Annotated in this window: 18 protein-coding genes; all 18 read left to right on the forward strand. The window is 30.9% G+C overall.

All coding sequences use genetic code 11. The features are described from left to right. Positions 1 to 141: 141 nt before the first annotated feature. The 18 genes from U0D62_RS12555 to U0D62_RS12640 all read left to right on the forward strand — a co-directional run bounded on the left by U0D62_RS12555 (position 142) and on the right by U0D62_RS12640 (position 22,844). A complete protein-coding gene (locus tag U0D62_RS12555) occupies positions 142 to 1,272 on the forward strand; it encodes a helix-turn-helix domain-containing protein (RefSeq protein WP_322287650.1) in 1,131 nt (376 codons plus the stop codon). A 140-nt stretch (positions 1,273 to 1,412) separates the two neighbouring features. After that, positions 1,413 to 1,817 carry a hypothetical protein gene (locus tag U0D62_RS12560; RefSeq protein WP_322287651.1) on the forward strand — a complete coding sequence of 135 codons (405 nt, stop codon included), beginning with the start codon at positions 1,413 to 1,415 and terminating at the stop codon, positions 1,815 to 1,817. A 277-nt stretch (positions 1,818 to 2,094) separates the two neighbouring features. Beyond that, complete coding sequence (locus U0D62_RS12565) at positions 2,095 to 2,283, forward strand: hypothetical protein (protein WP_322287652.1); 189 nt, start codon at positions 2,095 to 2,097, stop codon at positions 2,281 to 2,283. 13 nt (positions 2,284 to 2,296) lie between these two features. Beyond that, entirely contained in the window at positions 2,297 to 3,211 is a 915-nt protein-coding gene (locus tag U0D62_RS12570; RefSeq protein ID WP_322287653.1) for a sterol desaturase family protein, read from the forward strand. 11 nt (positions 3,212 to 3,222) lie between these two features. Further along, complete coding sequence (locus U0D62_RS12575; protein WP_322287654.1) at positions 3,223 to 3,621, forward strand: hypothetical protein; 399 nt, start codon at positions 3,223 to 3,225, stop codon at positions 3,619 to 3,621. A 313-nt stretch (positions 3,622 to 3,934) separates the two neighbouring features. After that, positions 3,935 to 4,912: an FHA domain-containing protein gene (locus tag U0D62_RS12580; protein ID WP_322287655.1), complete on the forward strand. Its 978-nt coding sequence runs from the start codon at positions 3,935 to 3,937 to the stop codon at positions 4,910 to 4,912. A 28-nt stretch (positions 4,913 to 4,940) separates the two neighbouring features. Continuing rightward, a complete protein-coding gene (locus U0D62_RS12585; RefSeq protein ID WP_322287656.1) occupies positions 4,941 to 9,047 on the forward strand; it encodes a TOMM system kinase/cyclase fusion protein in 4,107 nt (1,368 codons plus the stop codon). A gap of 17 nt (positions 9,048 to 9,064) precedes the next feature. After that, a complete protein-coding gene (locus U0D62_RS12590; RefSeq protein ID WP_322287657.1) occupies positions 9,065 to 10,051 on the forward strand; it encodes a hypothetical protein in 987 nt (328 codons plus the stop codon). 46 nt (positions 10,052 to 10,097) lie between these two features. Then, complete coding sequence (locus U0D62_RS12595; RefSeq protein WP_322287658.1) at positions 10,098 to 12,356, forward strand: TOMM precursor leader peptide-binding protein; 2,259 nt, start codon at positions 10,098 to 10,100, stop codon at positions 12,354 to 12,356. A 12-nt stretch (positions 12,357 to 12,368) separates the two neighbouring features. Beyond that, complete coding sequence (locus U0D62_RS12600) at positions 12,369 to 13,655, forward strand: hypothetical protein (RefSeq protein WP_322287659.1); 1,287 nt, start codon at positions 12,369 to 12,371, stop codon at positions 13,653 to 13,655. 180 nt (positions 13,656 to 13,835) lie between these two features. Beyond that, on the forward strand, positions 13,836 to 15,875 hold the full coding sequence (locus U0D62_RS12605; RefSeq protein WP_322287660.1) for a PatA/PatG family cyanobactin maturation protease: 2,040 nt from the start codon (positions 13,836 to 13,838) through the stop codon (positions 15,873 to 15,875). Positions 15,876 to 15,930: 55 nt separating this feature from the next. Further along, positions 15,931 to 16,098 carry a hypothetical protein gene (locus U0D62_RS12610; RefSeq protein ID WP_322287661.1) on the forward strand — a complete coding sequence of 56 codons (168 nt, stop codon included), beginning with the start codon at positions 15,931 to 15,933 and terminating at the stop codon, positions 16,096 to 16,098. A 214-nt stretch (positions 16,099 to 16,312) separates the two neighbouring features. Continuing rightward, on the forward strand, positions 16,313 to 16,555 hold the full coding sequence (locus tag U0D62_RS12615; protein ID WP_322287662.1) for a hypothetical protein: 243 nt from the start codon (positions 16,313 to 16,315) through the stop codon (positions 16,553 to 16,555). Between the two features lie 112 nt (positions 16,556 to 16,667). Next, complete coding sequence (locus tag U0D62_RS12620; protein ID WP_322287663.1) at positions 16,668 to 17,666, forward strand: PI-PLC domain-containing protein; 999 nt, start codon at positions 16,668 to 16,670, stop codon at positions 17,664 to 17,666. 219 nt (positions 17,667 to 17,885) lie between these two features. After that, a complete protein-coding gene (locus tag U0D62_RS12625; RefSeq protein ID WP_322287664.1) occupies positions 17,886 to 18,350 on the forward strand; it encodes a cupin domain-containing protein in 465 nt (154 codons plus the stop codon). Between the two features lie 806 nt (positions 18,351 to 19,156). Further along, the gene (locus U0D62_RS12630) at positions 19,157 to 19,357 is read left to right on the forward strand and encodes a hypothetical protein (RefSeq protein WP_322287665.1); all 201 of its coding nucleotides are present in this window, start codon (positions 19,157 to 19,159) and stop codon (positions 19,355 to 19,357) included. A gap of 528 nt (positions 19,358 to 19,885) precedes the next feature. After that, a complete protein-coding gene (locus tag U0D62_RS12635; RefSeq protein ID WP_322287666.1) occupies positions 19,886 to 20,623 on the forward strand; it encodes a LytTR family DNA-binding domain-containing protein in 738 nt (245 codons plus the stop codon). A 145-nt stretch (positions 20,624 to 20,768) separates the two neighbouring features. Beyond that, positions 20,769 to 22,844 carry a DUF2306 domain-containing protein gene (locus U0D62_RS12640; RefSeq protein ID WP_322287667.1) on the forward strand — a complete coding sequence of 692 codons (2,076 nt, stop codon included), beginning with the start codon at positions 20,769 to 20,771 and terminating at the stop codon, positions 22,842 to 22,844. Positions 22,845 to 22,974 lie beyond the last annotated feature (130 nt).

The raw sequence follows: 22,974 nt of genomic DNA on the forward strand, positions 1-22,974 counted from the left end.
AAGAAAACCTCTGAGAATCTCAGAGGTTTTTTATTAATTATTTTCTTTCTAGTATTTATCTTACCATTAATAAATAAAAACACGTAATATAAATAACATCAAAAGATGTTTAACCCCGTCGTAAAATATTAATTTTACAAAATGGATATATTAGACGTAGCACCCCTTTTAAGTATAACATTAGGTGTTTTTTTATTACTATTTATCTTATTTAGAAGATCTGGATTAGGTAAGGATAAGAAAATTAAATTCATTTTAGCCGCAATCGTCTTTGTCTACACATTTATATCCTTTGATTATTATATTACAATAAACCACAAAGGAGATACATCTTATTTTGGTATTTCTTATTTGTTTATTCATCTCATCGGTTTTTTATTTTATTACTTTGTTATCCTATATACTAATGCAACGATTAACTGGAAAAAATGGTTGCTTATTATTATAGGTTATACATTTTTACGATGGACTTTTTTCTTTCCTCTTTTCAAGTATGAAACACTTCAAGAATTCATGGATTTTGTTGAAGGATCTGGATACAACAAATGGCTTGAATGGGAATATATCCTAATGAGTTTACTAAACATTTTATTATTTATCTGGGCATTTTTCCGTTTAAAAGAATCTCCATTGGTGCTGGACTTAAACGAAAAACAAGCTCTCCAGTATAAATGGATAAAATTAGTATTGATCGCTTTTGTTTTATTACAAACAGGAATACTAATTAGTGATATTATTGGGAGTTTTAAAATTGAGAACTATGAGATGTTTGAAGATTATGAGATATATATGAAATTTGAAACTTTAATGATTGCCATTTTCTTTTTCATTTTTTCATTTTCGATCATGCACTTTCCTGTATTTGCTTTTACGGGTGATTTTGAAGATTTACCCAAAGTAGTTAAAAAAAAATACGCTAAATCATCATTAACCGATTCCTCAGCGCTTTTTGACAAAATTAAAAGCTTAGTTAAAGACGAAAAACTTTATTTAGATTTTGACATTAAACTGAATATGATAGCTGAAAAATTAGGAGAATCGATACATCATATTTCTCAGGCAATCAATCAAAATGCAGAAATGAGTTTTCCCGATTTTATCAATAGTTTTAGAATTGAAGAAGCCAAACAAAAGCTATTAGAGTCTAAACCAGATACTATCTTCGCTATATCATTAGATGTAGGTTTTAATAGTAAAGCAGCATTTTACACAGCATTTAAAAAAGTTACATCTCAGACTCCTACAGAGTTTAAAAAATCTAATAGAACTTAGTTCTACCTCACATTACTTATATTTCCCCTATAAATCGGGACATCTTTTTTGTGTTCAGTATTATAGGGAAGAGCTATTCTGTCTTCTGATACTCATACTTTTACTGTAAATCTCAAAATAAATTAAAACAATCAGTAAAGATGAAAATATGTAAAAGATACGTAACAATTGTAATCACTATAATAGCCTTTACTTCTTCACAAGCACAAACTAATGATACTTTGATTGGCAAATGGGAAACCAGCTATGAAGAAGATGGTGAAAAAGCTTATGTGACGTATGAATTTAAAAAAGTAAAGGAAGAGCTTAAATGCTATACATTATCTATTAAAAATGATAAAGGCGAAGGAGGAAAATATAATTCTCTGGCAATGAAAAATATCATTTTAAATAACGGGAAAGGGAAAGCTAAATATGTATATAATGAAAAAGGTAAGAACTATGTATTTGATGCTAAGCTTAATTTAAAAAATGAAAATACTTTAAATATAAGTTATTCATATTGGGGATATTCTAATACCGAAATCTGGAAGCGCATAGAATAAAATATCTATAGCTGACAATGAAAATCCCCAACAATAATATAGTCTTTGTCGTTTTAAATGGTTTATTTCTGATTCTATATGGATTAATGATCTATTATCGTTTACAATTATGGTGTATCTGGACTACGTTTCTCGCATTATGGTTATACATAAACTCTAAGTTTGGAAATCACATCAAAACGCACCTATCTAAATGGATTATTTTCTGGATTCTAGGACTATTTACCATCAGTATTCTTGTATTAATACTTTTATAAACACTCTAAAATAATTGATTATGAAAAAAGTAAAATTTGATAAATATTGGTACCTCGGTTTTCTTGGATTTGTTGGGTTTTACAAACTGCCTTTGGTAATAAATTATTTTCAAGGCGGTGGATCTGGTTGGGAGTTAACAAACTTGCTTTGGTTTTTTTGGTTCTTAAACTTTATTCCCAAAAGCAACGTCAATAATATTAAATCATAAATTTATTTCAGCTATGAGTTTTGCAAAATTAATATCACTTTTTGAAGAGTCACAGGTAATGATATTTATCACCTATTTTTTTCTCTTCAATATAGGACTCATTATTTTTGAAATCCTACTAGATATTTTCACTTCAAAAAAAAGAAGATGGAAAGACTCGAGCGCTAACATAGGTATCTTTATAATGAATCAACTATTGGAAAAAACCATAGTAGGAACTATTGGAGTTATATGTCTTATCCCGATTCATTGGTTAACACCATTAGCAATACCTTCAAATATCTGGACTTGGGTCATTGCTTTTTTTGTTGCAGATTTTTCTTATTACTGGATGCATCGTTTAGAGCATGAACATCGCATATTATGGGCAAGTCATAGTGTACATCATTCTTCTGAAGATTATAACCTTACTATCTCTTTGCGTTTGAGTATTGTAGAAGGTCTTTTTGAGTGGATATTTTTAATCCCGATGGTGCTTATTGGGTTTACACCTTTTCAGGCGATTGTAAGTTTAGTATTGGTTGCCCAATTTCAAACCTGGATACATACAGAACGTATAAAAAAACTAGGGTGGTTAGATGAAGTTTTTAACACACCATCTGTGCATAGAGTTCACCATGGATCTAATGATCAATATTTAGACAAAAATTATGGAGGTGTTTTAATCATTTGGGACAAATTGTTTGGTACTTTTCAAAGAGAGGAAGAGAAAGTAGTCTATGGATTAACCAAAAACATTAATACTAACAATCCAATAACAATAAACTTTATTGAATATAAAAACATCTGGAAAGACGTAAAAAAATGTAAGAACTGGAAAGATAGATTTAGAATTATTTTTGGAAATTTAGAGTGGCGACCTGATTATTTTGAAGCAGACAATAATGGTCGTATACTAGAAGAAAATAAATCAAACAAAGAATTCTAAATAAGTTAACTATGAAAGATAATAATATTATCTCGTTTCTTACCACAAAAGATCCCGAAATAACAGATGAAATTATAGCCTACTATAAGAAAAACCCTAAAGAACTGGATCTCATTACTAACAAAGAAGTTTTTCACGTCAAATTTGTATCCTTCTTTTTTTTATTGGGTATGGGTCTTACAGTTGGATCCAGAGTGCTTACTTATTTTTTTTCAGACTCTTGGGGAAGGTTTGTTAATGATGTATTATTAGATGTCGCATCAGAATTAGGTATTGCAATTTTTGGTGGAGCTGTAACTGCATATTTCCTTGAAATTTTACAGAAACGGCAATACAAACAAAACCTACGCTTTCGACAAAAAATAAAAGAGGCATTAAAATATAATTCTTCAGAATCATCTGTTTCATAAAACATAACTCAGAACAATAAATTTTCTACTTGATTTAATGAAAAACAAAACACCTATTACAATAAAATCAAGAGTATTATATAGTGAAATCGAGTATAAATACCCCTAACAAATGATCAAATCAATAAGTAGTTTTGTAGTAAAAGCACTACAAGTTAAAATACGATATACCTAGTAATCAAAAGTGCTAACTAAAAATTAGAACTAAGCGGAAAAACCACAAAAAGAAGGCGATAAAACCGCTACAAAAACACGTGTAATAGCTTTAATTTTACGTAAGCACTGATTTAACTACACAAAAAAAGAGCTACTAATGGCCATAATAAAGAATAATTCACTTGGGAAAAGTGTTGTGTTAAATGCACAACATGTTTTTGGTAGAAATAAATATAATGCGTGTACGTATATTCCTGATGATGATGTATCTAATTCTCATGCAACGATATTTTGGAAAAATGGATACTGGTATGTACAAGATCATAGTAGAAATGGCACCTTAGTAAATGGCAAACAACTTATTCATAACACTATAAAACTTTCTAAAGGAGATATTTTACAATATGGTAAAAATAAAACCACCAAATGGGAATTTATAGATTGTGATATGCCTTCTGGATATTTAATATCTCTTAGTGATCAAAATAAAATATTAACCCTTCCCTCTTCTATAGATAATATTAAAAACAAGACTCCTGAAGTTACTTTTTACTGTACAGAAAATAAAAAATGGAAAGCTGAAAAAGAGGGTAAAGTGATTGATCTAGTTCATGGTGTTAAGCTTCATTTTAATGATGAAGAATGGATGTTTGTAGAAAACACAAATATTGATGAAACTACCGACTTTGGACAAATAGTGAGTCAATCCTATTTTCTGTTTATTTTGAGTGGAGATGAAGAGCGTATCCAAGTAAAAATAATCACCAATGAATTAGAAATAGATCTTGGAGAACGTGTTCATAATTATCTATTACTATCCTTAGCAAGAAAAAGATTGATCGATGCTGATTTAAATTATGTTTTTAATGATCAAGGATGGATCGATATTGATGAATTAGCTATAGACCTGTCTAAAGAATTTGCCAAGGAAATTGATGACTATTATCTAAATGTTCAGATCCATCGATTACGAAAATATTTGAATGAACTTATACCATATGGATATCTATTCTCCAATGTCATAGAAAGAAAGAAAAAAGAAATACGTTTTGCCCATCCCTATTTTAAAATACAAAAGGAAGGCAAATGTATAGGAGAAATATATACAAGTAATACTAAACTAAACATAGGATAATAAAACACATTTACGCTTCACATTATAAATGAAAAATATCTCTAACAATCAGGAAGTTAACATACCTCCTGAGATAAACAATTATATTTTATTAGAAAAAATAGGAGAAGGCGGATTTGGATTAGTATATAAAGCACAACAAATAAGTACAAATCAGCTTGTAGCTATTAAAATACTTAAATTTAAGACAGACTTCAATCAACAAGCCAGAAAACGTCAGGCACTTCGTTTTGAACGGGAAACACATCTTTGCGCAAAAATCAATCACCCAAACATCGTTAAACTCATAGATAAAGGATATACCAAAACGCAGGATGCCTATGCTGTATATGAATATATATCCGGAGAAACATTACAAGATTATATTTCAAAAAATAAAAAGTTAACCCCAGTAGAAATTTCTGAACTAATGGGGCAAATTCTTGATGCTCTTATCTGTGCTCATACAGAAGGAATAGTACACCGTGATCTCAAACCGCAAAACATAATGGTTTTTAAAACCGGATCCAAAGCACATTTAAAAATATTGGATTTTGGGATTGGAACCTTTGTAAGCGACTCTAAAAAACATAATTATACTAACCTTACACTTACCAAAGAAGTTATCGGTACGCCTGCCTATAGTGCTCCCGAGCAATTGAGAGGTGAGCCCTCAACTATAAAATCAGATTTGTATGCTTGGGGATTGATATTTATAGAATGTCTTACCGGGCAACCAGTTATACAAGGTGCATCTGTTGCAGAGATGTTTCAACAGCAACTACACCCTTCTAATATTAGTATTCCAGCCTCGATAGCAGGGCATCCTCTTGCTGATTTATTACGTCGGGTATTAGAAAAAAATCCTAATTATAGAATCTCGGACGCTCAGACTATTTTTGAAGAATATTCCAAAATAAATTTTCATAGCCTGGTAGGAGAATTAGATCATCAAAATACCATCTCGCAACCCAGAGAAGACATAACTCTTGTCAATCAATTCTCCTGGAAGAACCCTAGTAGTGAAAAACGCCAGATTACAGTATTATGTATAAAACTTAGCTTATTATCAACCAAAAACACTGAGCTGGATTTAGAAACATTGGACACCATACAAAAGGATCAACTCAATTTTTGTATCGATACAGCTATCCGGTTTGGAGGCTATCTAGCAGGAAAACTTACAGATAATCTAATTATATACTATGGATACCCTAAAGTAAGTGATACGGATGGCAGAAGAGCAGGAAGAACCGCTTTAGAGCTTATCAGTCAAATACAAAAAAGAAGTGCATTACTGAATACGCAACATGGGATTTCTCTTGGTCTTAGAATAAGTATGAATTCTGGAGATGTATTATCTAGCCAAAATAATATTCCTGAAGGAGTAGTGCCCAACATTGCTTTTAATCTACTATATAACACCAAAACAGGAACTATCCTGGTTAGTGAAACTACCAAAAAAATATTAGAACCCTATTTAGAATTTGAAGTTTCAAACTCATATAAATTACCCGACCTGGAACTTCCTGTGCAATCGTATTTATTAACTGAGGAACGAAAATCAGAAGCTTTTTCTTTTTTAAGACCTTGGAGTGCCAGTCGAAAAATGATAGGTAGAGCGTCTGAATTTCAACAAATTTTGACAATCTGGAAAACCATTACATCCCAAAAAGGAAATGCAATATTAATAGAAGGACAAGCAGGTATAGGTAAATCTAAATTAATATATGAATGTAAAACCAATTTTGATTCTGATGGATATACCATTAGAGAGTGTCGTTGTTTGCAAGAACATCAAAATAATGCCTTATATCCTTTTTTAGAAATCTTTAAAAAACATATTGGGATACATAAAAACACATCACCCAATATTGCAATTTCATTATTAGAAGAATTTGTATCCAATATAGGATTTGATCCAGCAGAAACTATACCTATTTTATGTACATGGTTATCAATATCTATCCCCAATAGTTATGAATTGGTAAAGATATCGCCAGATAAACAGAAAGAAATCTTACTAGTAATTCTGGAAAAATGTTTATTACACTCAGAAAAAGCTGAAAAATTTGTTTTTATAATGGAGGATCTGCATTGGATAGATCCAACGAGCCTAAAGTTTTTAACCGATATAATAGACTCAATTCAAAATAAGAATTGTCTATTATTAATAACCTCTCGTCCAGAATTCACATCAAACCTAACTAGTAAGCGGTTACAAACAATAAAACTTCAATCCTTAACAGAAGCTTCTTCCAAATTATTAATTGAAACCGTAATACAACCTGTTGATCAAAAAGCGATAGATTATATCACAGAACGTACAGATGGAATTCCTTTATTTATAGAAGAATTAACCCAAATGCTAATCGATCAAAACTATTTGGTACAAAAAAATGAAACTTATCAATTAATAGATAACCTTCATGAAAAATCCATTCCTATAACCTTGAAAGAGTTACTGCACGCCAGATTAGATGGATTAGGTTTTACAAAAGAGACAGCACAATTAGCCGCTGCAATTGGTAGAGAATTTGACTATAAACTTCTGGTCGCATCTTCTCTTCAGGACGAAGCTATGGTGCAAACAAATCTAGAAACACTTATCAAGGCTAATCTAATATATCGACAACGTAAAGTAAAGGATGAAAACTATATTTTCAGACATGCATTAATCCGTGACGCTGCGTATGAAGGAATGGCTCCAACATATGGAAAAGAGGTACATAATAGAATTGCTAATACTCTTAAAGAAGAATTTTCTAAAAGAACAAAAGAAAATCCTTTTGAAATAGGCAATCATTATGCCAACGCAGAGAATTATGATGAAGCTTTTGTTTTTGGAACTAAAGCCATCGAAAAACAAATACAAAATTCCTCGAACGAAGAAGCTTTAAAACTAGAAAAAAAAATAAAAGAATGGTTATCTCTTTCTAACAATGATCATAATAGATTAAGAAAAGAACTTGATTTAAATATCTGTATTCTCCCAGCAATATTTCTAAAAGAAGGAGATGGAAGTAATACCTTATATAAAATAGCTAAAAAAAATCAAGAGCTAATTGCACAAATCAAAACCCAGAGTGATTTTAAACCTGATGAAAATCTTGATACTATTACTATAAAAAATGATTGGACCATCTTCTCCTTTCTTCACGCGCAATCAAAAAACAAAGAAGCCCAGGAGTTAGGCGAAAAAATCTTAGTAAATGCCAAAAACATACAACATCATGAATTAGAAATGGTCATTTCATCTTTCTTAGGTCACTCCTATTTCATTGCAGGAGAAATAACAAAATCAGAAGGCTTTTTCTCTAACATTATTAAAAAATTTGACACCAATACTGATAAGCTAATTGCAACAGAATATGGTATTGATCCATATATATTTGCCACAGGTATGATTGGATATACTTATGGACTAAAAGGTTACTTAATACAAGCAAAATCTTTTTTTCAAAAGGGGATTACATATTCTAAAACTACATCAAATGATACTCTAATTATTACTGCTTATTTATTTTATATTTCTTTTCTTTCTCTTATCGACGATGTGAAAACCTGCAAAAAATATAATCTAGAATTAGAGAATATCGTTGGAGACAAACTGGAAGCTACTACATATTCTCACCTGTTTTTTATGATAAATGATTGGGTCTACGGAAAATCAAAATTAGCTGAAGAAAAAAGAAATCAGCTCATCGAAATGGGACAGAGCATTACATTATCTTATTATGAACCTTCTCTTGTAAAGACATATATAAAGCAAAAAAAGTATCTTCCTGCAATAGATCTTCTTGAAAGTTCTATAGACAGGCAGTTACTTCAAAATGAAAGATCAATTTTACCACTATTCTATACGCTATTAGGAAACTGTAAATATTTACAGGAAAAAAAATTAAGTAAAGACATAGAGCATTTTTTTAATAAAGCAATCGGGGATTCAAAAAAAATAGAAACCCCTCTATTAAATTTCTTAGCCGCTATTGATTACTCAAATATTTTGATCAAAGAAGCTAGAATCGATGAAGCTCATAATATATTTAAAAACATGATAAATCCAAATAATGAAATAGAAGCATACAACTTAAATATTTTGAGCACATACAATTCTCTAAAAAAAAGATTTAAAAATATAAACACCACACTATAAACCCAATACCCAACAAAATGAATACTAAAAATTTGTCTCTCAAAAAAAACGAAATTAGATCGATTATCAAATCTATATTTGATGATCATCCAAAAAAAGATCCAATATATGCTTTGTATCATGCGATTGATCAAAACATAAAACCCGATAAATTAAATTCTACTAAACCAAAAACAGATGTTTTAAGGATTATGGAATTCTTTTCTTCTTTTAATTTTTTTGAATCCTCATTTGATTTTATAAGAGAGGGATATCTTAACAACAATAATATCAGACGTGGAATACTCACAGATGGTGTACTTTTTAAAACCGAAAACAAAGCTGATGTTACAGAATTAGTTCAAGGGTATACTATGGATGAATTATCCACGATGACTGATGAACAACGATCCGTAATTATCCATAGCGTAAAAACTCAATTAGATACAGAATCTCAGGATAGTGATTATCATTTATGGTATTTCTGGCCAGGTTGCGAAATGAAGATCCCAGCTAACACAAGAATAGCGTTAAGTAATAAAGTAAGCGAAGCTAAAATGTTAATGTTCAAAAAAAACATAGAAAAAGAATTTAAAAACAGTGAAGTTATTCTTGAAGAACATATTGCTGGTTTAGATTTTTTAATTACTGGGCAAAATGAATTTTATCAGATCAACGATAGAGAGACCAACCTTCAAATAAATAGCTATATCAAAAATAATGAAATAGACAAAGCAGTAACCTTAGTCGAAACACAAGCAAAACTAAGATCTGGAATCGGTTTTTACACTAACAATGATTTAGAACCTACATATATTTCTACAAATAGTAAAGATAAACCTACTCCATTTATAAATGATACCAAAGTGTTAGATCTTGCTCTTTTGAATGGTGAAATGTATGAGTACACCTTATTTGTTCCATATCTAGCACCAGTATACGACAAGAATACAATCATTAAAATTTTTAGTTCGCATAACAATAAACCTCAAGTAGACGAAACTTTGATAGTAACCTGTACATAGATATTCTAATATTTTTTAATTCTATTTTTCACAACAGCTATATCGTATGTATAACAACTTATATCGAATCAAGGAAAAATATGCAAAAACAAGAATCAATAACCAATATACAGTTCTCTCATCAGAATCAGAAAGTATTGTTTTTAATGATCAGGAAACTATTGAACTGTTAGATTTTATTGATCAAAATCCAGTATCAAAAGACCAGTTAATAGCTCAATACCCGACAAAAAAAAGTCTAAGTAATTTGCTAATAACGTTACATCAATTAGAAAAAGATGGTTACATCACTCAAAGCACCTCTCCTTTTTCTAATGAGCAAAATGCTTTTTGGGAAGAATTAGGATTTGATCCATTAAAATTATCAACTGTACTTTCTCAAAAAAGTATAGCGATCAAAACTATTGGACAAGCATCTTCTGATAAATTTAAAAGTGCTTGTATAGAAACTGGTCTTCAATTGTCATCTAATCCTTATCTTACAATTATACTTACTACAAGTTATACTGCTCCTGAATTAGAAGCAATTAACCAGGAAGCCATAAAAAACCAAAAAACCTGGGTTTTAGTAAAACTTTCGGGTATAACTCCTTATGTTGGACCAATCTTTGTTCCTCAAAAAGACGATACTGCTTGCTATACTTGTTTACAACATAGATTGTCGTTATTTAATCAAGAAAACAAATTATACCAAAAATTAACTTTAAGTCAGAACCAACTACATAAACCTTTAATTAACCACCCGCTGACAGAACAATTATCTACTACCAGTGCCATTATGGAAATCATTAAATGGTTATATGACGAAAATTCTAATACATTAGAAAATAATCTAATATCAATTGACATAAAAAATGGACAACGAACTATAAATTCTATAGTTAAAAGACCACAATGTTCTAGTTGTGGAGATGATTCTATCTTACTACAACACCCTAAACCAATTGATATACAACAGGAACCCAATACAAACTTAAAATTGGATGGTGGTTACAGAACTATCTCTCCAGCAATAACATTATCTCAATACGAACACCTCATAAGCCCAATTACTGGAATCGTCAGGCATCTAAAAAGTTATTATCCGGTAAAGGATGCTCCTATTTATAATTTTACATCCGGAAGAAACCTTGCCTTGCAAAGCACTTCTTTATTTTGGTTAAATCATCACCTACGAAGTGGGAATGGAGGGAAAGGAAAAACAGCTATCCAAGCAAAGGTTGGCGCTCTATGTGAAGGTATAGAACGCTACTGCATGGTGTTTCCAGGTAAAACGCATACGATAAAAAGCAGTTTTCAAAAATTAAAAAATGCCATTCATCCAAATACTTGTTTATTATTTAGTAAACAACAATATGAAAACCGATTTAATATCAATTCGCAATGCACCAAATTTCATACTTTAATTCCATTATACCTTTCTGAAGACAAAGAGATCGATTGGACTCCTGTATATAATTTAACAGATCAAAGTTTTAAATATTTACCTGCCAACTATTGCTACGCACAATATCCTTCTGAAGATGAAAAAAACCTCTACGCATACCCAGATTCTAATGGTTGCGCTTCGGGAAATACTATCGAAGAAGCCATTCTGCAAGGGTTCTTAGAATTGGTAGAACGTGATGCGGCTGCAATCTGGTGGTATAATTGTATTGAGAGACCTTCAGTTAACCTACACAATACATCAAATTCATATCTCGATACCATAGTTACTTATTATAAAGAAATCAATCGCAGTTTAACTGTATTGGACATTACAACAGATTTTAATATCCCCGTTTTTGTAGCGATTAGTCACTGTCCTGATGCAAACTCCAAGGATAAGATTATTTATGCTTTTGGTGCACATTTGGATTCTAAAATTGCTTTGGAAAGAGCTGTGATTGAATTGAATCAATTGCTACCTATAGTTCATCATAACAAGGGCAAATATCTTACTAAAGATCAAAACTTTATTGATTGGCTTGATACTGCTACCATGGATAAGCATCCGTATTTAAGCCCCAATACAGAAACTCCAAAAAATATTTTATCTGATTATCCTAAACTATGTGAATCTACCATATATGACAGCATTCAATATGGAATTTCTCAAGCTCAAAAGTTAGGTTTAGAAATGTTAATAGTTAACCTCACCCAACCCGATATTAAAATGCCAGTGGTTAAAGTTATCATTCCTGGACTCAGACATTTTTGGAGACGTACAGCCCCAGGACGTTTATATGATGTACCAGTGCAATTAGGATGGATCTCTAAAAAGAATACAGAAAACAATCTAAATCAGCATAGTATTTTTATTTAATCATACCAAATTATGAAATACGTATCCTATTCTAATCTCTCCTTTAAAAACACATCATATTACAAACGATTACCAATCGAAGAAAGGAACATATATGATATTTTATCTCTTGTATTTCATTTCAAAATAAATACCTATGTACTAAATCATTTAATCAGATGGGAAAATGTTCCTAACGATCCTATATATCGCTTAACATTCCCTAGAAAAGAAATGTTATCTTCTATAGATCATGAGAGACTTAGTTACCTGATAGATCAGGGAGCAAGTCAAAAAGAGTTATTACTCTATATACAACAACTCAAACAAAAAATGCTTCCTAAAGTTAAGCATCATATTGCAGGGCTCCCAGAATTAAACAATCAACCAATCCAAGGAATGTATCGCAGTTTCAACACCATGGTTAGTTTATTTCCTGAACCTATGATCAAAACCTGTCATACATACTGTTCTTATTGTTTTAGATGGATTGCATTTAATAATAAACAAGTACAAGATAAAACTTCATATCAGGACCCTACTACTCCAGTTGCTTTTTTAACAGCCAATCCAGAAATTACGGATGTACTTTTTACGGGTGCGGATCCACTGGTTTTAAAAGCAGAAACGTTAAAACGATACATTGATCCCATTCTTAATATTGATAGTATACAAACAATAAGTATCAGTTCTAAATCTTTGGCTTGGTGGCCATATCGTTTTACTACTGATAAAGATGCTGATAATATATTAGAACTATTCAGATACATCCAGTCCAAAGGGAAACATCTTAATTTTTGTGCACACTTTACCCATGTACGAGAATTGGAAACAACCGTTGTAAAAGAAGCTACTCATCGAATTCAACAAACAGGTACTGTTATTCGCTGCCAAGGACCATTAGTCAAAGATATTAATGATACTTCACAAGATTGGATGGATATTTGGGCTGCTCAAATCAATTTGGGAATGATCCCTAATTATATGTTCGTAGAAGCTGATCATAACCCTGAGAATTGTTTCAGAATACCATTATCTAAAACTTTACAAATCTTTCAAGAAGCTCAAAGACAAACCACAGGCCTAGCAAGAACAGTTCGTGGCCCTGTATTCATGAATGATCTCAATCGGGTATTATTAGATGGAATAACAGAACTAAATGGTGAAAAATATTTTGTATTAAAAAGCCTACAAGCACTACCCCATAAGCAAAGCGAAGGAAAAATTAAACTAATTCCATATGATCAACATACAAAAGATACTGGTAATCTTTTTGAGTTGTTTAATAAAGAAACAGACATAGAAAAACTCTTGATATAAACAATAGAATACTCCAAATTAATAAAAAGCGATAATCAAACAGGTTATCGCTTTTCTTTTTTGCGGTTTTACCAGTGCAATGATGCGTAATATTTTTAAATCTAAAGACAAGATAAATTTACTCTATCCAAAAACAAGATAAAATTAATTCAACTTTAATAGAGCTTAAGAAACCTTTATATGGAAACTCCTGATAACAATAACTATTCTCAAAAGTATTTAAAAGAATACAATAGATATGAACTGTTACTTCCTGGTCTAACCGATTTATGGAAACTAACAAAAGGAGATGTTTCTATAAATATTGCGGTAATTGATAGTGCTGTAAATTATGATCATGAATGTTTAAAAAATAGTAGTCTATTCTCTTTAAACATTTCAGAAAACACTAATTCAAATATAGTAAGCCACGGAACAAGTGTAGCGAGTATAATATTTGGACAACACAATACCCCAATTAAAGGTATTGCTCCTAATTGTAAAGGATTTGGTATAACCCTCTACAATAGCGAAAACGACAAGTTGAAACCTGCTTCTCAAATAGAATTGGCAAGATCAATTCATATTGCCTTAGAAAATAAAGCTGATATTATTAATATCAGTGGAGGAGAGTTTACAACATCGGGTGCTTCAGATACATTACTTTCTAAAGCCCTCGAAACATGCCAAAAAAAAGGAGTTCTTATAGTTGCGGCAGCAGGAAACGATGGTTGTGAATGTTTACATCTTCCTGCTGCAGATCCCTCTGTCCTAGCCGTAGGTGCTATGGATGAAAATCAGGAGCCTTCTTCATTTAGTAATTGGGGGAAAGCATATAAACGTAATGGAATTCTTTTTCCTGGCAACAATATTTTGACAGCAACTACTAACAATCAATACGTAACAAAATCAGGAACCAGTTTTGCAACTCCTATTGCTTCGGGAGTTGTAGCATTATTACTTAGTATCAGTAAGCAATATGGAATCCATAATACTCCTTATGATATATTTCAACTACTTCTTAAAACGGTTATCAAATGCGATGATACGATAAAGGAAAATTGCGATAAAAATTTAGTTGGTACTATATCCATATCCAAAGCCTTAGATGAAATTATTTCTCAGAAGAAACAAATCGATAATAATAAAAAGAGTATTGGCGTGTCTATTCAGGAAAATTCACATTACACACACTTTATTAATTCTAATCAAAATCAAAAAATCATGACAGAAACAGATCAAACTTTGACTACTTCGGAAATAAATATATCCGAAAGCGTAACATCACCATTATCAAATCAAGAAATGATGAATGAGATAACGCCCAATGAAATTTCTCTTTCAGAATCCACTCCTGAAACAGAACTACAAACAGATTTGGGAGATACTGAAGGAATAGAACCTTCTTCTAGTTGTGGATGTAATAAAGGAGAAAAGAAAAAAGTTGCTTCTCTGGTTTATTCAATTGGAGCTTTGGGATATGAATTTCAAACCGTTGCTAAAAAAGATGCATTTCAACAAGCAATGGGAGGTCAAGACCCTAATAATCCAGAACAATTTCTCAAATATTTAGATAACGCTCCAGAAGCTGTTGAAGATGTACTATGGACTATTAATTTAGATGCTACTCAAGTATATGTAATATACCCTGTAGGAGGATATGCTAATATAGTTCATGATCGACTTAAAGAATTTCTTAAAGACCAAATTTCAGGTAAGATTCAAAGAATCTCTGTTCCAGGAGTAATCGGTGGACAAATAACGTTGATGAATGGACTTAATGTTCCTGTTCTGGTACCAAAAGGTCAAGGGATGTACAGCTGGTCTAACGATGCTTTGATTAGTGCCGTATTAGGGAAAAAACCTACTGGAAAAAATGAACAAGAACAACATGATAAACAATCTGCGGGTATTCATAATTTTCTTGACAGAGTATATTACGAATTAAGAAATTTAGGGATTTCTGCTCAAGAAAGAGCAATCAATTATGCAGCTACCAATGCATTTCAATTAGCTCAAGTATTTGAGAGAGCTGTCAAAGATGAAATGGAGTTGAGCGATATTGATGTAGAAAGAAGCCCAATATGTGCTCCTAATTCTGATTGTTGGGATGTAAAATTAACTTTCTTTAATCCAACTAAACGTACAGAACAAGCTAGAAAAATCTATAGGTTCACCGTAGATGTAAGCTATGCTATTCCTGTAACTATTGGAGAAGTTCGCTCTTGGAGCATTTTCTAATCTAGAATCATATGATTATTTCAAATATTTATTAATTTTTTTAAAATTTCACAAAATGAGAATTCCAATTCAATCAGTTCCCGTTAACAGTCAGCTAAGTCAAAGTGTTAACGGTGGTATTAATGCATCAAGTGCTTGTTCTATATGTAAAGCAGGATGTAGTTTACTTTCAGGGTTTAAAAAAACACTCTGTCTTTTGGCTTGTGACAATACGGTATGTTAAGAATATTAAACTTAACTATCGTTCAATAGATGTTATAAAAAGCACTTCTCAAAAAGATGAGATGTCACTTAACATCTATATGGCTTATTCAAAGAAACTAGCTTCATCGATTATTATTGAAAAAATTTATCGTATGTACTTCTAACAATTACGAGCTATTGCAATCAAATCAAGAAGTTAGTTTCTGCTCACATTTAATTTAAATCAATAATTTATGAGATTTCCAATTCAGTCCAAACCGATTTTGAAAAATAATCAATATCACAAAATTAATACGGGGATTACTCCTTCAGATTGTCCCAATGGCAATGCAGTTTGGGATTGTGATGGCAGAACAGCTACAACGGTAATAAGTTGCTGCTATAATTTTCCTAGCGGATGTAACCCATGTAGCGATCCAAAGCCTCCACAACCTGGATGTATTTTAAAATCGACACATTGCTCAATTTTTGGGTAAAACCACCATTTTTTTGATAACATAATATGTAGAGAAGTTTCTTATAGTTAAAGAAGCTTCTCTATAAATATTTTCCATTTCATCTCACCTTTTTACACCAAATCCATATAACATGAATACATCTAAACTCCATCAAAAACTAAGCTCAACTCTTTTTTCTACTCCATTAAATACTACTTCTTGGATGCAGGACAGTCTTTCTTATATAGGAAACAAAAAACTAGGTGAAATATGTATAACAGGGTCTCACGATTCTGGAATGTCTGTAAAAACAGGAGGAACTATTGGAGCATTTGATTGCAATACATTAACCCAGACTTATAATATAGAAAAGCAATTAAGTTTGGGGATGCGTTACTTTGATATTCGACCAGTTATCTCTGGAGGAGATTATTATACCGGACATTATACTAAAGTATCTGTGAGCTGGCAAGGAGCCAATGGTGAATCTATAGATGATATTATAAATGGAGTAAATAATTTTACATCACAATATAACGAGTTGATTGTTCTTAATCTTTCTCATTCTTTAAATACAGATGTAGGAAACACTAAATATCGTTCATTTAATCAAAATGAATGGAACTCTTTATTAACGGAATTACAAAAGATCAATCATTTACTTTCTGATATTGAAATTACAGATTTAACTCAAAAAACACTTAACTCATTTATAGGTAATAAAAAAGCATCGGTTCTCATTATTGTCGAAAATACAAGTGTAAATTTAAATGCCTTTTTAGGTAAAGGAGTGTTTCCATATTCTTCTTTTAATGTTTACAATAAATATTCTGACACCAATAATCTCAATACTATGAGATCTGATCAAATATCAAAAATGAATACAGAGCGCGAAAACAATACCTATTTTTTATTATCATGGACCTTAACACAAGACGACACCCAAGCCGTTACCTGTGCTCTACCTATATTGCCTGGATCTAGTATTAAAGATTTGGCGAACTTGGCAAATGCATCTTTAGTCTCATCTTTAAAGCCTAATATTTCACAAACGATTTTTCCTAACATTATTTATTCAGATAATATCATAAACAGTTTACAAACAGAAATGGCTATATACATAAACAAATTATTATACAGCAAAAGCTAAAAACTTCCAAAAATAAGGAGAGTTGTAATATTTATACAGCTAGTTTTAATAGTTCTTTTGATTTCTTTGAAGAAAATAATTGCATCGTATTTCTCATCTCAAAAGGTAAATTTTCATTAATTATTTTATGGTTTTACCGGTGCAATAGAATGTAATATTTTTTTGAAGACATAGATTTATTTTTATATAAAGGAAAAAATTAACCTGAAATCAAATACTATGGCTACACTAGAACAACTAAAATTCGTTAATACACCACCAAAAGGAATTGAAGAACCATATTCTGAAGGAACTACTACTATAAAAATTCCTCCTAGTCATTTACTCACTCCTCATTGGCATCCCAATTCTAACGAAATTACTACTTGCACTGAAGGAGAAGGAATCGTTACTTTAATAGCTCCAAATAAAGAATCTCCTTCGAATCCCGGAACAATAGTTTGTAATACATATCAATTTAAAAAAGGAGACAGCGTCTTTTTACCTCAAGGATATTTTCATTACTTTCTTAATTCAGGGACAGAAAATTTTACAATAGATCTTACTTTTAATAATAAAGATTTTGATATTCTATCTTTAAATCAAATTATAAGTTTACTTCCTGAAGATATTAAAATAAGTGCTATAAATAGTAATCCAACCAACCCTGTTATCCCGTACAAGGTTGTATCTCAAGAATTATAAGAACTAGAATAAAATTACAGAAAAGTATTTTTCTTAAAGTGATAGTCGTTTGACTATCACTTTTCTTTTTTATAGTCTTATCAATGATATACGATGAAATATTTTTTGCCTAAATGTCCTAGTACATTTGGATTATTAAAAATATCTATGCTTTAAAAATTACAATTACAGGTCTAATAGTCAGAACCATATACACTGGACAACACAACAACATTAAAGAGAATAGATATTGTTACTCGTTACCCTTATTTAATTTTTAGTCACAAAAATCAGTTTATAAAATGCTTACTCTAATTACAATTCAGGTTTTATTGATACTAATTCTATTCATTTTCACGATTTATAATTGGATAGTGTACTATAAAGATAAAAAGCAGTTACAAAAAAATAACATGCGAAGTCAGCGAACAGAAAAACATAAGAGATATCTTCAAAAATAATAAAGAATCCAAAAATCAGAAGTTTGTATTTTTCAATTCTTCAATAAACCGCACAAAGCAATAGCTCAATCTTACTTATAATTAATTAATATATATTGATATTGGGTACAGAAAAACAAACTAGTTACATTTTTTATCATCAAATATATTTTAACACGCATACTTAAAAGCATAAGATAAAATTTATAAATTGATCAGTCAAAATTTATAAAAACGGATCACAACCTGTTTTAAGAGAGCAAGATACTCCATTACCTTTATAGAAATCATAATTTATGATATCATAAATTGTTTTGCGCAAAAATAGTCGTGTAAGGTATGAGCGACTTAAAAAAACATACAAATTAATTCTTAAAACAATAAATCATGTTAAAATCTATTTTAGAAATTAATGGAGTTAAATCATTAACCAGAAACAGCCTAAAAACAATATCAGGTGGAGGAACTGATTGTAGTGTAATATTTAACGCTTGTGACGAACAACATCCTACAAATGATGATAAATTTGAAGCTTGTCTTAATTATAGTGGATGTGGTCCAGCTTTTATTACACACGCATTTAATTAAGCATACTTTAAAAGAAAAAGTCCTTTGAAAGGACTTTTTCTTTTAATTATCGATTAAATTCTATGATGTTTTATAAAACTATATAAATCAACCACAAGATATTCATTAAGTAATAATTTTATTAAATATCTGCAACAACCAAATTATTGAAAATGGTGTAAAGAAATTAAATGATATCGTAATTATTACTTTTCAAAATAGACATACTAAAATGCCAGATAGCATGTCTGTATTTTGTTTCATTTGAGACTCCTATAATTTAAAGTTCAAATTTTTCGATTCCCGTTTTGATTGATATTAATTAGCTTATCAATGAATTTATTTTTTCAGACACATAACTGGCAGGTGGCAAATTCAACTCCTATTCTCGTTTCTTACAGAGTTTCACTAAATTATTATTATGTTAAGAAGGTATTTGTTTAATGCTGTAACAGAAGAATTCCAGCATTTCCTCACATAAAATGTATCATTATATAATCGTATTTGTAATATATTTGTTCCCATTATTATAAAAAATTGTCACAAGTAATGAAATTGAACCCTTCAATAACTCTTCATTCTATTATAGGATTACTCACAGGATTATGGGGCTTTCTATTTGGATATTTCGTAAGACCTTTTGAGCACGGGACAATGGATCTTTATAAATGGATTGTTGTTAGTACAGGTTTTAGCATCGCTATTATGATATCCTACATTTTGGTTAGTTTTTGTCAAAAAATAGTGTATCAAAAATGGTCTAAATGGAATTATAGTTTGGAAGTTGGAGTCTATGTTTTTTTCTATATTGTCTATACCACCATTACCTATCCTTATTATAAGAGTGATATAGTGAAAGGTTTTTATAGCCTTTACGAGTTCTTAACAAAAATTATACTAATCCTTTCACTAATATTAACACCAATTATATTTTTGGCCAGGAGATACTCTATAAAACTGATTCCTCAAAAAGAAGAACATATTATCATAAGAGGAAATAATAAAATGGATTTTTTAAAAATCAAACAGGAAGAACTCATCTGTGTTTCCAATTCACAAAATTATGTCGAGATCTTCTTTGTAGAGAATGAACAATTAAAAACAAAGTTAATCCGTAGTTCTTTAAAGAAAATTCAACATGAATTTGACTTCTTAATTCAAATTCATCGCTCTCATTTAATCAATCCTTCTCACTTTAAATCCTGGAAAGATTCAACTACCATTTTACTAACCCAAGTTGAACTTCCTGTTTCTAAAAATTATAAAAACAGACTTTTGTCACTCTAATTCCCGTACCAAAAAACGGATCTTTTATACCTAAATCTCACAAATACACCTAAAAACAGAGTCTCTGTACCTCTTCTTTTAATTTGCTAATTGACTTCCATTTTTGACATTAAGTTTGCTTCTCATCAATCTTAAAAAACGTCAAATGAAAAAACTTGCTTGGGTAGTTTTTGTAAGCTGTTGTTTGTTATTTAGCTTCCAACCCATAAAATATTATTTTGCAGATGAACCTATAGGTTTTTTGAATTCCAAACCTATGGATAGTTACATGTATTTTATCTCGTTCTATACCCACATCAGTCTTGGAGGTATTGCACTGTTAATTGGCTGGACACAGTTCAGTAAAAAATTAAGGAATAGGTATCTGAAACTTCATAGAATTATTGGTAAAATTTATATCTCTTCTATCTTAATTGGTGGCCCTTTTGCTTTTTATTTGGGCTTTTTTGTATATGGTGGATTAGTAACTCAAATCGGATTTACATTTGGTGCTATGATTTGGATTCTTTTCACTTATCTAGGGTATAGCGCCATAAGAAAAGGAAATATGGTTAAGCACAAAGAATATATGATGTATAGTTATGCAGGAACATGTGCAGCTATAGTATTGCGATTAATTCTTCCGCCATTAATGATGATCACAAGTTTTAAAATAGCGTATGGCATTTCTGTTTGGATGAGTTGGATGCCGAGTGTCTTTTTGGTTTACTTATTTATTCACAAAAAAGAATCGCTCATTTCATTCTACAAAAGGTTTTATATAAAACAAACTACAATTACCGTAGTTGTTATAGCAGTGCTTACTGTTTCACTTTCTTTTACCAGCATTCATACTTGGTTTTATAAAGAAGCTGCTTTTAAAGGAGCTTCTCTAGAACAAGCGAAGTCTCTTTCGGGTTCTGTATTTACAAAAGAGAAATTTTCCGAAATTGAAAACTATCTTAAAGAGGAGTCAGCGACAACAAGTATGATGGTTATTGAGAATGGAAAAGTCGTTTTCGAATATGGAGACGTTTCAGAAATTAGTAATATATCTTCTGCTCGGCAAAGTATTGTGAGTCTTCTTTATGGTAAACACATTGAAAATGGAAAAATTGATCTACAAGAAACTATCGGTAGTATTAAAATCGAGGAAGATGATGGATTGTTGGATATAGAAAAGGAAGCTACGGTAGAACATTTGATCACTTCAAGATCTGGTGTTTTTCATCAATCAGTAGATGGAAGTAATCATGGCGAAAATATAACAGAAAGAGGGAGTAAAAAGCCAGGAGAGTATTTTAATTACAATAACTGGGATTTTAATGTAGCTGAATTTATTCTGGAAAAGAAGTCAAAAAATACTGTTTATGAAGAGCTTGAGCAGCAATTTGCGATTCCGTTGGGGTTTGAGGATTGGAATGTTGAAAATCAAGTAAAAACGGTCAACAAAAAAACATCAAGATATCCAGCAAATCACATATATCTTTCTACCAGGGATATGGCAAAAATTGGGCAATTAATGTTACAAGAAGGAGAATGGAAAGGAAAACAACTAATCTCCAAGGAATGGATACAAAAAATAACCACTGTAGTGACTCCCAAAGACACTTTGACCAACAGGTTTGAATTGGATTTTTCTAGTCCACTGCAACGTTCATATGGTTACTTCTGGTGGCTTTTTGAACGATTCTATGACAATCCTGATTTTAAAGGAGCTTACACCGCATCTGGAGCCACTAGCCATTTTCTTACAGTTATTCCTAAGAGAAACGTAGTTGTTGTCCACAAAACTATCCCAGATCTTCTAACACTAAGTGGATTTTCTAACAGGGCAAGTACACCGCAGTGGCAATATTGGTGGATTCTAAGAAACTTGATGCTAACTAGAAAAAATATTTCTGAATTAGAAGCTACAAAATCTGTCGACGAAATCATAGCATTTATCAAGACTGAATATTGTCAAGATTCTGAATATGGTATTTCTGAACGCTTGATTAATGAATATGGACTATCCCTTGCTGATAAAGGAAATCATAAAGACGCCATCAAGTTTTTTGAACTGAATCTAAAATTATATCCAAACCACGGTTATTACACCCATCGAATACTGGACTATTATGGTAATAGTTTGGTGCATTTAGGGAGAAAAAAAGATGCATTAAACGCTTTTAAAAAATCTTTACAATTAAATCCAGACAATCCAATAATCCAAAAAAGGATCTCAGAATTAAAATTGTAATGATTACCCTGCATAACTATCGAACTCGATAAAATTGATTGTAAATATTTTATTTCAAGTGTTTTTAATAGAAAAAGGGGCCGTTTTTCAATTTATATTACAGAACAATCATTAACACAAAGTAAATTTA

Origin of the sequence: Aquimarina callyspongiae (assembly GCF_034322225.1) — a bacterium.
Lineage (GTDB): Bacteria > Bacteroidota > Bacteroidia > Flavobacteriales > Flavobacteriaceae > Aquimarina.